At 68.1% G+C, this 13,805-nt stretch carries 7 protein-coding genes; 1 reads left to right on the forward strand and 6 read right to left on the reverse strand.

Annotation, left to right across the window (positions count from 1 at the left end; all coding sequences use genetic code 11):
* Positions 1–7: 7 nt before the first annotated feature.
* From G1C96_RS03860 to G1C96_RS03880, 5 genes are all read right to left on the reverse strand, one after another.
* On the reverse strand, positions 8–3,775 hold the full coding sequence (locus G1C96_RS03860) for a helicase (RefSeq protein WP_240945089.1): 3,768 nt from the start codon (positions 3,773–3,775) through the stop codon (positions 8–10).
* A gap of 6 nt (positions 3,776–3,781) precedes the next feature.
* A complete protein-coding gene (locus G1C96_RS03865; protein WP_335341919.1) occupies positions 3,782–4,939 on the reverse strand; it encodes an FHA domain-containing protein in 1,158 nt (385 codons plus the stop codon).
* A gap of 324 nt (positions 4,940–5,263) precedes the next feature.
* Complete coding sequence (rplL, locus tag G1C96_RS03870) at positions 5,264–5,647, reverse strand: 50S ribosomal protein L7/L12 (protein WP_169275338.1); 384 nt, start codon at positions 5,645–5,647, stop codon at positions 5,264–5,266.
* Between the two features lie 112 nt (positions 5,648–5,759).
* Positions 5,760–6,281 carry a 50S ribosomal protein L10 gene (rplJ, locus tag G1C96_RS03875; protein ID WP_169275339.1) on the reverse strand — a complete coding sequence of 174 codons (522 nt, stop codon included), beginning with the start codon at positions 6,279–6,281 and terminating at the stop codon, positions 5,760–5,762.
* A gap of 1,003 nt (positions 6,282–7,284) precedes the next feature.
* On the reverse strand, positions 7,285–10,203 hold the full coding sequence (locus G1C96_RS03880; protein WP_169275340.1) for a glycoside hydrolase family 30 protein: 2,919 nt from the start codon (positions 10,201–10,203) through the stop codon (positions 7,285–7,287).
* Between the two features lie 719 nt (positions 10,204–10,922).
* On the opposite strand from G1C96_RS03880, the gene G1C96_RS03885 reads away from it, so the two are divergent.
* Complete coding sequence (locus G1C96_RS03885; protein ID WP_169275341.1) at positions 10,923–11,921, forward strand: hypothetical protein; 999 nt, start codon at positions 10,923–10,925, stop codon at positions 11,919–11,921.
* 552 nt (positions 11,922–12,473) lie between these two features.
* Here the strand turns inward: G1C96_RS03885 and G1C96_RS03890 are convergent.
* Positions 12,474–13,358 (reverse strand): YesL family protein, encoded by an 885-nt coding sequence (locus G1C96_RS03890; protein ID WP_169275342.1) that lies wholly within the window; start codon positions 13,356–13,358, stop codon positions 12,474–12,476.
* Between the last annotated feature and the right edge of the window lie 447 nt (positions 13,359–13,805).

Genomic DNA, 13,805 nt, shown 5'->3' on the forward strand with positions numbered 1-13,805 from the left:
TCCCCGCTCATCGGCGCTCCCCGTAGAGGTCCGCGAGGTGCGAGACCACGCGGTCCACCTCCTTGTCCGGGTTGACGAACGCGCCCACGGACCACACGGTCATCACGGACCAGCCCAGCATCTGCAGGTCCTCCTGGATGATGCGGTGGCGTTCGCGCGTGGACTGCACGCCCATGAAGTTCGCATCGTCGGTGAGCACGGCCAGCGCGTACGGCTTGCCCGGCACGCCCGCCACCAGCGGGATGCGGCGGCCGTCGGCGTAGCCGTAGTCCACCGCCACGTCGATGCCGCGCGCGCGGATGCGGTCGGCCAGATCCGCCAGCAGCACGTTGCGGCCGGCCAGATCGTGCGACTTCGGACGCACCGACTCGCCGCCCTGGTCCTCGGCCCACACCAGCAGCTCGCGCATGAGCTTGGGGCCGGGCTGATGCAGACGGTCCTCCTCCAGATCCTCGGAGCCGAAGCCGGAGACGATGTCCACGTTGCGCCCCGCCAGAGCGAGCGCGTCGAGCAGCATGCCCGCGCCGCCGTCGCCCTCGAGATCGCCGAACTGCTGCAGCAGACGCCCGTGCGAGGTCTTGGCGAAGCCCAGCGAGATGATCACGTCCGTGGACTGCGCGCCCGCGATCTCGTCCAGCCCGATGATGCGCACGTGGCGCAGGAACTTGCCGAACGCCTCGTCCTTGGCGGCGCACGCCTTGAGCTCGGCGCCCAGACGCGTGCGGTGCGTGCCGGAGAGCGTCACGACGGTGAGCAGATACGACGCCGGCACGATGGTGAACCCGGCGGCGCGGTTGCGCAGAATCTCCACCACGGCGTCGATCTCGCGCTGGTTCGACTCCACGAGCCCCGAAGAGAGCACCGGCACGCCCACGCCGTCCACGCGCGTGTACGACACGGCGCCGCGCATGGCCTCGGTGGCGATGTCGGAGCCCACCGACCCGTAGCCGTGGTCCTCGAGGAACTCGGCCATGGCCGGGGAGCGACGCGACGCGCGTCCCCGGACGGACACGTGCGGCAGCAGCGCGGCCAACAGGCGGATCGAATCGGAGGTGACGGTCTCGTCGTGCGCGAGGACCACCACCTGGCGCACGCGCCTGAGCACCGAGAGCAGCTCGATGGGCGGGATGTGCGCGGCCGCGTCGAGGATGGCGATGTCCGCGATCTGCTCGGGCGCCGTGAGCGCGGCCAGCGTGGCCGGCGTGGCCACGAGGATCGGCTTGGCGAGGCGCATGATGGTGGGATAGTCGTGCACCAAACGGCTCAGGTTCGCCTTGCCCTCCGACGCCAGCAGCGTGTGCAGCTGGTTGGCCTCCTGCGTGCGGGAGAACAGCAGCTCGGAGAGCCGGCGCGTGGACTCCTGCCGCACCATCGCGCCGATCGAGCGCACGTGCTCGGTGTCCACCTGGTTGAAGCGGTCGGCCGCGTTGGACAGCGCCGACCCGTCCTGGTTGGAGATGATCGCGGAGGAGTGCACGATGTCGTCGAACACCGTGGTCCACCACGCCAGCCGCAGCTCGTTGCCCACGGCTTCCTCCCCCACCTGACGGTTCTTGAGGTCGGTCACCAGGTCGCCGAGGCCCGCCGCGAGCAGGTCGCGCTCGAGCGTGGCGCGCTCGGGCAGCGTGTCCAGCGCGGTGTGGTCGGAGAACAGGGCGCGCAGGCGTGTCTCCACGTCGTTGAACGGCGTGGTCTGCAGGTTGCCTCCGGCGGGCGTGGTGGCCAGCACGGTGTCCAGCGCGGTGAGGTCCTCGGACAGCGACGCCTGCACGTCGATGATCTGGTCCAGCTTGGGCGGCAGCACCGGCCATCCGCCGGCGGGCACGAACGTGCGCCACTGCTTCGCCTGCTTGGCCACCACGGTCAGCGCCTCGTGCAGGTCCTCCACCTGCGCGCCCGGACGCAGCAGCTCCTTGGCCTCCTTGACGTGGCGGCGACGCTCCCAGAAGCCCATCGAGCCTCCGGACGCCTTGCGCTGCTCCTTGGACTGCGTGGCCTCGATCATGGCCTGGATGTCGCGCTCGAAGATGCCCGGCTGGAACACGTCGAGCACGCGGCGCAGGTTCTTGAGCACGATCACCTGACGTCCCCAGTCCTGTGCGGTCACCGGGACCGGGAAGCCGCACGACTGCACGGTGGACGCCACCTGCTCGCGCACCGCGGGCAGCGTGCGCTCCAGCAGGCGCGTCACGCGCTGGTAGGCGTCCACGGCCTCGTTCTCGCCGTAGATGGAGGCGCCGAACCACGCGGTGTCCGCCGGGGTGATGGTGAACTCGCCCAGACGCGCCGCGCGGGCCAGCTTGGCGCCCCACTCGTCGAGCGAATCCTTGATGGCGTGCGCCGCGGCGGGCTTGAGGCGTACGCGGGTGGCCGGGTGGGTGGAGAGCATCGAGATGTTCGCGAGGTTCTGGATCGTCTCGTACGCGGAGAAGCCCCAGTTCTTGTTGGCGCCGTGCAGGTCGCCCAGATAGCGGGTGAGACGCGAGCGCACGCCCACGAGCTCGTCGGCCAGCTGCTCGAAGTGCGCGGTCGCGGTGCCGGGCTGGAAGCTTACGGCGCCGATGAGCTGACGGTCCACGGCCTTGTTGGACTCGGGGTCGGTCACGTCCAGGACCAGCGAACCCATCTCGCTGGCGCGGATCTCCTGCATGAAGCGGCGCTTGGCCTCCATCACGCACGGCACGTAGAGCACGCTGCGTCCGTCCATCACGCAGCGCGAGGCGATGGCCGCCGACTGCACGGCGGTGTCGCGGTTGGCCGGCTCGTCCAGGAACAGCGAGCGACCGGACGCCGCGAGCCCCGCCGCATAGCGCACGGTGTTGTCCACGTCGCCGATCTCGTACTCGCCGTGCGGGTCGCCGTCGAACGGGCTGAACGCGGGGATGGCGGCGTCGCGCAGCGATGCGGCGGCCTGCTCGTCGCCGGCCACGGCGTCCAGCAGCGTGTTGCCGGTGGGACCGTCCTGCAGCTGGTCGAGGATGGTCAGGCTCTCCCCCAGCAGCAGCGCGGTGGGCTCCACGAAGCAGCCGAGCACGATGGTGCGTTCGATCGCGAAGTCCTCGATGACGCCGAAGGTCTTGGCGGTGATCGCGTTGAACAGCGCGGACGTCTCCGGCGTGCCGCCCTCGTAGTGCGAGATGTCGAACAGCTGCGCGGCGTTGAGCGTGACGCCCTGCGCGCGCATGGCGGAGACGAACACCGAGTTGAGCTCCACCTTGCCGGTGAAGCGGATGGAGGTCTTGGCCGGCACCGTGTTGGAGCGTCCCACCTCCACCGGGTAGAGCAGCACCGGCATCGCCTCGCTCTTCCACTTGGCCACGCCCACTACGAGCGACAGTTCGGCGCATCCGCTCACGCGCTCCTTGACGGCCTGGTCGTCCAGCACGCGCTCCAGCCTGCGGTTGGCGGCGCGCAGCATGCCGTTGTCGCGGAACAGGGCGTCCAGATGCACCTGGCCGGACGCGAACAGCTGCGCGATGCCGGAGGGATGCGCGTGGGTGAGGTCCAGCTGCGAGGCGAGCTGGGTGATGTCCTCCAGCGGGGTGGGGCCGGACACCGCCTGATAGGCGCGGCGCCATCCGCGGATGCGCTCGATCGGCGTGGGCTTCCCGGCCCTGGTGGCGTCCGCGTCGCCCTGCGCCTGCGTGCCGCGGGCGGCGGCGAGGATCGCCTGCATCGGATTGGCGGGCGGCGCGCCCGGAACGCCCTGTGCGCCCGCGGCGTTCTGCACGCCCGGAGCGCCGGATTCGGAGGTGGGGGTCGTCGGTTCGGTCATATCAGATCACTTTCCCGTTGCCGCAAGATAGTCGTGGTAGCCTTCGTTGCCGTCGAGCGCCGCGTCGATGTCCCGGTTGCCCTGCGCGGCGAGCCAGGCGTACAGGTCGTCGTAGAGCGCGGGGTTCATGGCCAGGAACGGCAGCAGCTGCGGGTAGCGGGCCATGTCGAACTGGGTGGCGAAGTCCCGCGTGGTGCGCGCCTGATCGGACGTGTGCCCGCCTGCCTCGATCACCGGGCGTGCGGCGGCGAACTCGCCGCGCGAGACGCGGTCGAACACCGATCCGGGCTCGTAGGGCATCGGCTGCGGCTGGGGTTGCGGCGATGCGATGGGCTGCGCGAACTGCACGGACTGCGCAGGTTGCACGGACTGCGTCGGGACGGATCGTGCGGGCTGTGCCACGCCGGGCGCCACGGACTGCGTCGCGCCGAATGCCGTGGGCTGCGCGCCCTCGGACGCCGCGCCGGTCTGCACCTCGTCGATCGCGTCGGCGAACAGGTCGCGCCCGCCGGCATCGTTCACGCCGTTCAGGCCGTTCACGCCGCTTGCCCCGCCTGCGCCGTTCGCGTCAGCTCCGTCCACGACGGCATCCTCCGCCGTGGCACCCGCCAGCGCCTGCGCGCGGATGGCGCCGATCCTGCTGCGCACCATGCCGGCGTCGAACGCCCCGGTCGGCTCGCCGGCGCGCAGGTCGAGGATGTCGTCCACGGACATGTCCGCGGCGTCCGGCTCCTGCGGCGCGTCCGCGGCGGCGTACGAGAACAGGTCGGGCACGGCCTGATCGGGCTCGTCGTCGATGGCGTCCACGCGGATGCAGTCCACGGGCACGTCGCCGAACTGGAAGCGCATCGTGCCGCGCGGCAGCAGGAAGTCGGTGTCCTCGGGCACGCGCATCAGCGCGCCGTCGTCGCGCACCACGTACGTGCCGTTGGTGCTGCCCAGATCGCGCATCACGCCGGAGCCCGTGTCTGACACGGAGAACACGGCGTGGCGCTTGGACATCGAACGCGTGTCGTCGGGTACGTCAAGGCGCCGCATGCCGTTGTCGGCCAGCGGGCGCAGCGGCTTGCGGCCGATCTCCAGACTCTCCCCCGGGTCCAGACGCACCTCCTCGACGCCGTTGACCTTCACGATCCACTGCTGGGACGGTCGCTGTTCGTTCACTGCCGTCGACCTCCTTGAACCTTGAACGCGGGCATGGTTCGAGTGCCGCGCGTGCCCACTACGAGCCATTGTGACATGTCCGGACGCGGACATGCGGCAATGCCGCCCGATTCATCCCACAATCGTCAATTCTTCCCATGAGCCGGACAGGCGGCGCGCTGGCGGCCGCGGCACGTCGCGCGTCATATATGCGTATGCGTATGTGTCCATGCATACGCGTCCATACGGCCGCATACGCGGGAAGCCCCGCAATCCACAAGGGACTGCGGGGCTTCCCGATACGCTGTTGCGAGCGAATGCGAGCGGGATTCCCTCCCGCGTGCATTACTTGAGCTCGACGGTGGCGCCGGCCTCTTCCAGAGCGGCCTTGGCCTTCTCGGCGTCTTCCTTCTTGGCCTTCTCGAGCACGGCCTTCGGAGCGCCGTCCACGAGAGCCTTGGCCTCGGCCAGACCCAGGGAGGTCAGAGCGCGCACGGCCTTGATGACCTGGATCTTCTTGTCGCCGACGGCGGACAGGATGACGTCGAACTCATCCTTCTCCTCCTCGGCCGGGGCGGCAGCGCCCGGAGCGGCGGCGGCGACGGCGGCGACCGGAGCGGCAGCCTCGACGTCGAACTTCTCCTCGAAGGCCTTCACGAACTCGGAGAGCTCGACGAGGGTCATCTCACCGAAGGCTTCCAGCAGCTCATCGTTGGTGTACTTAGCCATAATGGCTTCCTTTCCATCTTGGCGGCGGATTGAAGTGGCGTGTTCCGCTGCCTAAACCAGTTTGTTTTTTTATTGTTGAAGCTGATGATTCATGCGGCGAGCCGCAGGCGAATCAGGCGGCCTTCTCCTGCTTTTCGCGCAGGGCGTCGATCGTACGCACGGCCTTGGTGGGCAGCGCGTTGAACAGGTACGCGGCCTTGGCCATCGTCGCCTTGATGTCGCCGGCGAACTCGGCGAGCAGCTGCGGACGAGACTTGAGGTCGGCCAGCTTCTTGGCACCCTCGGCATCGTAGACGGTACCGTCGGCGGCGGCACCCTTGATGATGAGGGCCTTGTTGTCCTTGGCGAAGTCACGCAGGATCTTCGCAGCCTCGATGAAGTCGCCCTTCACGAAGGTGACGGCGGTCGGGCCGGAAAGGATCTCGTCGAGACCCTCGATGCCCGCTTCCTTGGCGGCGATGCGTGCCAGCGTGTTCTTAGCCACAGTGTAGGAAGTATCGCGGCCTAGCTTTTCGCGCAGATCGGAGATCTGCGGAACGGTAAGCCCGCGGTACTCGGTCAGGTAGACAGCGTCAGCGCTACGGAACTGTTCCGTAAGCTGGGCAACCACCGCTTCCTTTTCGGGCCTCTTCATGGCGTTCCTTCCTTAGTCGGCCGTTGACTGTCCGGCTTGGAACGCCGCTGCCATGAAGGCATAAAAAATGCCCTGCGCGCATGGCAGAGCAACATCCATCCGCAAGTGAACTTGCGTACCCTTACGGGCGGTCATTTCTCAACCTGCGCTGGCTTGGCGAACCAAACTTCGGGAGCGCATGCGCGCCCCAACCAACGGTCTGTGGTTTACAGATGGCAAAGATACACGCCGGTCGCGATGTTGCGCAATCCGGGCGTGTCGCGCGGTGGCTCGCAGTGTCGCACGGTACAGCGCAGGCATCGCGCGTCGCCATACGGCATCGCACGGCATCGCGCACCGCCGCACGACGTCATCCACATCACATCACGCGACATCACACGGCGCCACACGACGCCGCACGGCATCACGTGACATCACAAAACGTCGCACGGCACCTCGCGACATCGCACGGTGTCGCACGACGTCACAGGGCACTGCGCGCGCCACGCAGTACCGCTCCACGCCGCACGGCATCACGTCATACCCCCCGATCGCAACGTTGCGACGAACAGCCACTCTGGAACGTCGTTCCCGTTCCAACATGGCCGATCACCGCAACGTTGCGACGCGAGGATCCGACGCCCTCCCCTTCCGCATCCCCGAGCCGGGGACCGCGAGGCAAGCGAAGGGGCGGGTTTTCTCGGAAACGGCATGATTCCAACCGCGCTCCGAGAAACTCGGGCCTCCGCTTGCCGAAGACACCGACCACCGGGCAAGCGAAGAGGCGGGTTTTCTCGGAAACGGCCTGATTCCAAGGACGGAAACCAAAACTCGGGCCTTCGCTTGCCGAAGATACCGGACATCAGGCAAACGAAGGACCGGGTTCCCCCGAAATCGGCATGATCCCAAGGACGGGCATCGAAACCCGGGCCTTCGCTTGTCGAGCCCGACGCGCACGACCAGCACGATCGGCCCACAAGACCCGCGCGCCCCACGCGCACGCCCTGCGCGACCTGACGCGCGGTCAGCCGTGCAGCACGCCGAACGCGTCCACCTGCCACGCCGCGTCGTTCGCCAGCGCGATCGTCACCTCATGCCTGCCGGGAGCGAGCCCCTGCACGCGCGCATGGCACCGCAGCGCGCCGTCGGTGGCGTTCGCGCGCAGCGGCCCCGCGCCCCACGGCTCGCCGTCCACGGTCACGTCGAGCAGCGCGCGCCCGTCGCTGCGGCCGAACACGTCCACGCCGGACCCCTCGACCTCGAGGCTCACGCTCGCCCCCTTGCCGAGCGCCGTGCTCGTGGTGCGGTTGTAGTCGTACATGCCCTTGCCGGTCTCGTGCAGCCACTCGCCCGCATAGCGCAGACGCGGCGTGGCGGTGTCGTCCCACGAGACCGTGTGCAGGTCGTCGATGAGCTCGTCGTAGTACGGCGCGAAGCCGGGGATGCGCTCCACGCGCAGGTTGGAGAAGCGCACGTGGTTGAAGCTCGTGCCCAGGTTCACGCGTCCGGCGGACTGCGGGGCGTCGTCGCGCCATGTGGCGATGTCCACGCCGTTGACGCCGAACGTCACGGTGTCGCCCGCCACTTCGAGGCTCACGGTGTTCCACACGCCGGCGCCGGGCTCGAACGGACGCGCCATCGCGGCGGCCGCGCGCATGCGCAGGTCGACGATGTGCCCGCGGCGCTTCTCGTCGCCGAAGCGACGCAGCAGGTACACGCCGTCGGCGCGCAGCTTGACGTCGTACGCGCAGATGTCGGTGGTGAACTTGCCGCCGGCCATCTCGCGCGCGCCCAGCAGCACGTACGGCGCACGCCCCTCGTACGGCTCGAACAGCACGTCCACGCTCACGCGGTAGTTGGTCCAGCGCATGTCGCCGATCGCGGTGCGCGGATCGCCCTCGATCCAGGCGTTGCCGGCGTGCGTCCAGTCGATCTGCTGGCGCAGCGCGCGGCCGCGGTCGGCGTCCGGCACCGATTCGAACGCGCCGTTGGTGTCCGTGGTGTAGCGCGGCGTGGCGCCGGCGTCGCCTCCGCGGGACCTCAGGAATGGCTCGGAGACCAGTTCGTCGCCCTTGAACGTCCGCACGTCGGGCACACCCTCGTAGCGGAAGTCGTCCTCGTAGAGCACGCCGTGATCCGGATCCACGTCCAGCGGCGCGCGCGTGCCCTCGGCGGTGCGCGGCAGACGGCTCGCGGACTCGCCCACGGCGACCGCGGTCCCGTCCGCCTCGGATCCGGGCAGCGTGGTGGCGGTGACCATCGACCACGGCTCGACCGTGACGTCGTATTCCACGGTCTCGCGTCCCGTGCCCGCCCCGAGCGTCACGTCGGATGCGTAGACCGACTCCATGGTGCCGGACATGGTGCCGGACACGGTGCCGGACGGCCCGCCGACCGTCTCCTCGATCGTTTCGATGGATTCCACGCCCGTGCCCGCGAAGCTCGCGGCGCTGTAGCGCGCCGGCTGCAGCACGTCGGCCTTCGCCAACCAGTTCGCGTCGTACGGCTCGCCCTGCTCCGCGGCCTTGGTGACCCACACGGTGAGCGGCTTGCCGGCGGCGGCGAGCGCGGCGTCCACGGCCACGCGGTAGTGCTTCGCGTACGCGCTGTCGTTGACGATCACGACGGACAGGTCGCCGCCGTCCGGGGACGCGAGCGTCAGATAGCTGGGCTCGCCGTGACGCGCGCCGTTGACCGGGTTGTTGCCGCCCACCTCGCAGCCGGACGCCTGCGGAATCGCACGCCAGATCGGACGCGCGCCGCCTTCGTCGTCGGCGCCGACCCAGCCGAGGTTCGCGAAGCGCGCGAAGTGCTCCAGCACCGCGCAGCCGGCGTCGTAGTAGATCCAGCCGCTCCACGGGTCGCGCGCCGAGATGAGCTCCTTGTACGAGTACTCCATGTTCTCGTAGAAGCTGCCGATGGCCGGCTGGTAGAGCGCGCACGTGCGCCGGGACTCCACGAATCCCTTGATCAGCGTGTTGCCCATCTCCAGCGGGCCGTTCTGGCCGCCGATGCCGGTGCCCGCGTAGTGCGGCGTCACATCGGTGCCCTCGTCGTTGGTGTTGTTCGGACGGTCAGCCGAGCACGAGAACGTCGCCTGCGCCTCGGAGTTCCAGACCTCCTTGTCGCATTCGTCCGCGAGGCGCTTGAAGTTGCCGTGCGCGTCGTCCTCCACGGAGTAGTGGTAGGCGGCCACGTCGATATGGCGCATGTATTCGGCGCTGGCGATGAGCTCGTCGCCGAACGTGCCGGTCACCTCCTCGTCCGAGGTGATCGTGCGGATGCGGTGGAACAGGTCGCGCTCCTCGTCGCTCGCGAACCCGGCGTTGGGGTCGTCCGGACCGTTGCCCTCGAAGCCGGTCTCGTCGTTCTGCACGCGGCGGGAGAATCCGGCCACCCACGCCAGATCGGCGGTGCGCTCGTTGACGTCGGGGTTGACGGAATCGACCATGAATCCGTACTCGCGGTAAGCCGCGAGGATGGTGTTCTTGTACCAGCGGTAGACGTCGTCGTTGGTGACGACCCACGTGGGCGCATGCCAGCGCAGGATGCTCACGTGCAGACGCGGGTTGAAGCGGCGCGCGTCGGCGGCGAGCTGGAATCCGGGCTCGCGGGTCACGGCCGGGTATTCGTCGCGGTCGCGCATCGTGGCGACGTTCGGGCCGGTGGAGTTGTTGCGATCGTTGCCCATCTCCACCTTGACGGTGTTCATCATGGGGCGTTCGCCGCCGAACAGCGTCTCCACGAGCTTCCAGTAGACGTCCGGATGCTCGGCCTTGTAGTCCATGAGCAGGCTGGACGTGGCGTTGCCGGACAGCACGCCGAAGCCCTTGTACGTCAGACCGTGCAGGCTGCGCGCGGCGGCGGCCACGTCGTCGGCCGTGAGCGTGACGGTGACGGGGCGTTCCGCGGCTGCGCGCGCATCGTCGGCGTTGTTGTGCATGATGTTCCCCTTTGATCGTTGAAACCACAAGAATGATAACGCAACCAATCATAAACGACCAGCATCGCGCACGCGCCGACCGATGTCGCACACGCGACGGCCGATGTCGCGCACGTCGCCCCGCGCACGACGCATGTCGCATCGCGTCCCTCTGCATGCACGTGCCGCACCCGGCGTCGCCCATGCGCCACGGCGCCGTCCATCGGAGCGAGAACCATTCTCGGCAAGCGAAGGGCCGGGTTTTCGACAGTCCCATTGGAATCACGCGGATTCCGAGAAAACCCGACCGCTCGCTTGCCGAACGAGCACCATCCTCGGCAAGCGAAGGACCGGGTTTCATCCAACGACCTTGGGATTCCGCCGCTCCGGAGAAAACCCGCCCATTCGCTTGCCCGGAGGATCCGCGCGCCGGCAAGCGAAGGCCAAGGTTTCGATCACCGTCCTTGGCATTATGCGGTTCCCCGGAAAACCTGATCCTTCGCTCGCCAAACGAGCACCATCCTCGGCAAGCGAAGGACCGGGTTTGGTCCAACGACCTTGGGATTCCGCCGCTCCGGAGAAAACCCGGGGCCTCCCTTGCCGAATGCCCCCGTTCCCGGCAGGCGAAGGCCAAGGTTTCCGCGACGAAGCGCCGTCCCGCCGATCGCGCGAAGGCATCCCCGTTCGTCTGCCCGCAATGATCCCGACGTACGCTGTGGGCACCGACGTAAGGAGGCGCGATGTACGAATTCACGCGCGAGCCGGCGCCCAATCATCTGATGCGCCATCAGGCATGGGAGACCCAGCGGGCGGCGATCGAACGATGCCGCGCGATCATGGCGCCGCGTCCAAGACGGACCACGGCAGCGGCGACGACGTTGACGGGACGCGCAGGAACCGAAGGACCCGCAGCCGCGACGCGCGCATCGAACATGCCGCCGGACTCCCCCGTGTTCGCGCTCGGTACGGCGCTCAATCTGCTTGGGCTTCAGGTTCCGCGATCCTACGCATCGCCCGGCGACCGACCGGTCATCGTCTTCGACGCCCCGCGCGCCCTGCGCCGCGTACCGGGGACGCGTCCCGTGACGTGGTCGCCGCTGGCCACGCCGCATGCGGTGATCGACGTGGACGGCGTCCGCTGCACGTCGCCCGCGGCCACGTTCGCCCACATGGCGCGGTTCTGCTCGCTTGAGCATCTGGTGGCGATCGGCGACGCGATGGCCTGCCGCGACGCCACGATGCATCGGGCCGGCGTCGACGTGCTGCGCGGATTCGTCGACGCCGCGGGACGGTTCGTCGGGCGGCCGAACGCCGTGCGCGCGCTGCGACTCGTCCGGGAGCGCGTGGATTCGCCGGCGGAGACGCGGCTACGGCTGTTGGCGACGCGCTTCGGCCTGCCATGCCCCGAACCGGACGTCATCATCGCGGTGGAGCCGACGAAGATCCGCATCGACATGGGCTGGCCGCGGTATCGGATCGGGCTTGACTATCAGGGCGCGCACCATCGCGCGCAGTACGAGGACGATCTGTACCGCGCCAACGCGATCCTGACGCATCGGTGGACGGTCTTTCAGGTCACGGCGGGCATGATCGGCACCAAGGAGGGCGCGGCGTGGCTGTTCGCGCAGGTGGCGCAGGCGCTGGCGCACGCCGGGGCCGACGTCGGACCGGTGCGCGATGTGCCGATGAGCGTGTGGCAGATCAGCAACGAGCGGGGCGGACGGCCGACGGGACGATAGGCTCGCCAAGTCCCGACCGGAGACGCATGTCGGATGCGCCATCTCCGGCAAGTGAACGGGCAGGTTTCATCGGAACCCGTTGAAATCACGCGGATCGGCCAGAAACCCGGGCCTTCGCTTGCCCAATGAGAACGATTCCCGGCAAGCGAGGGGACGGGTTTCGTCGATCGCCCTTGACATTCTGCGGATCCGGAGAAAACCCGGGTCTTCGTTTGTCGAACGGAGCACACTCTCGGCAAGCGAACGGGCAGGTTTCATCGGGGTCCATTGGAATCATGCGGATCCGCGGAAAACCCGGGCGTTCCCTTGCATGAAAGCCCGGAAGATCGGAAGGCCGGAGAGACCGGACGCACGGACATATGGAAACGCGCGCCCCGAACGGATTCGAGACGCGCGAATGACCAGACCGATGACCAGCCCGATGAGCGGACCAACAAGCAGACGAACGATCAGGCGCGCAGACCGACAATCAGACCAAGACGTCTAGACCGACAATCAGACCAAAACGATCCGACCGAACGAACGACCGAACGAACGACCAGGCGCAGCCGCTCACTGCATGACGTCGGCGCCGCCCCTCCAGAACGACGACTTCCTGCGCGGCTTGGCGTCGGCGCCCACGGAGTACATGTCGCGGATGCGCTTGTCCCCGCTCTCGCGCGCCATCTGCGCGAACAGGATCTGCGCCTGCCAGCGCGCGGCGGAGTACTCGATGTACATGATCAGTCCGGTGCCGAGGAACAGCACGAGCAGCGGGTTCCACATCACGCCCCACACGAAGCCGATCATGACGACGATCGCGATGAGCAGCGCCGCCCAGCGTCGGATGGAGAGCAGCACGGCGCTCTTCATGATGCTGAACCACTTGGCCTTGGGATATTCGACGACGATGACGAGCCCCACGAAGTACGCCTGCAGGAACAGCACGATGCACACCAGCAGCACCGGCATGAGCGCGGCGCCCCAGGTGAACTGCTGCGTGATCTGGATGTCGTAGCCGAAGGCGAACGTGAGCAGCGCAAACGAGAAGCCGATGGCGAGGGAGCGCAGGAAGTTGCGGGCGTAGGCGCGGAAGAACGGCTTGATGATGGCGACGGAACGGTCGGAGGGCACGTACGGGGCGGCGATCCAGTCCGGCGGGAAGTCCGGGTCGTTCGCGTGGTCGTCGGCAAGCTTGATGCGCAGCGCGGCGTCGCGCGAGTTGAAGGTGGGCTGGTCGCGGAAGATGGCGAACAGCGCGGCGAATCCGGGGGCGCTCAGCGCCAGCGCGGCGGCGTAGGTGGGATAGTACGTGACCGGGATGCGCGCGAGGAAGCAGATGGTGAGCGGCAGGGCGGCGAGGAGGGTGAGCCAGCCGGCCATGAGCATGAGATAGACGCTGTTGGCGACGGTGGTGAAGGCCTTGTTGAACGATTGCTTGCTGAATGAGGACGCCATTGTGCCTACCTTACACGAGTTGACTGAGGGGCCGCCCGCGGATCCTCCGATGCCTCGGATGCCGCGCCCCGCAGGATTTCAACGTTTACCCACATGGGCAAAGGAATGGGCCCCCTCTGCTAGGGAGGGAGCCCATCGCCGCCGGCGTCTCGCGACGTCGGTTCCGAACGGCCGCCAGCGGGCCGGAGGAAGAAAGAGGCTCAACCACACTGACGACCGTCCGGACGTATCCCGTATCCGGCGGCGGCTCGGTGGACCGCCGTCCGACCGGATCGCCGCATGCGCGATGCAGCCTCACGCTCCGATCCGGCGAACGAGGACCGGATCGGACGCTCTTGCGCCGCGGATCGGATGTCTGACGGGACCGACGGGCCGAAGCCCGCCGACCGCCGTGACGGATGATTGGTGATGGAGATCGGGGTGGGATTCCGGGAGGCTCCGAGGAGC

The sequence above is a fragment of the Bifidobacterium moraviense genome, from assembly GCF_012932365.1.
In the GTDB taxonomy this organism is placed as follows: Bacteria; Actinomycetota; Actinomycetes; order Actinomycetales; family Bifidobacteriaceae; genus Bifidobacterium; species Bifidobacterium moraviense.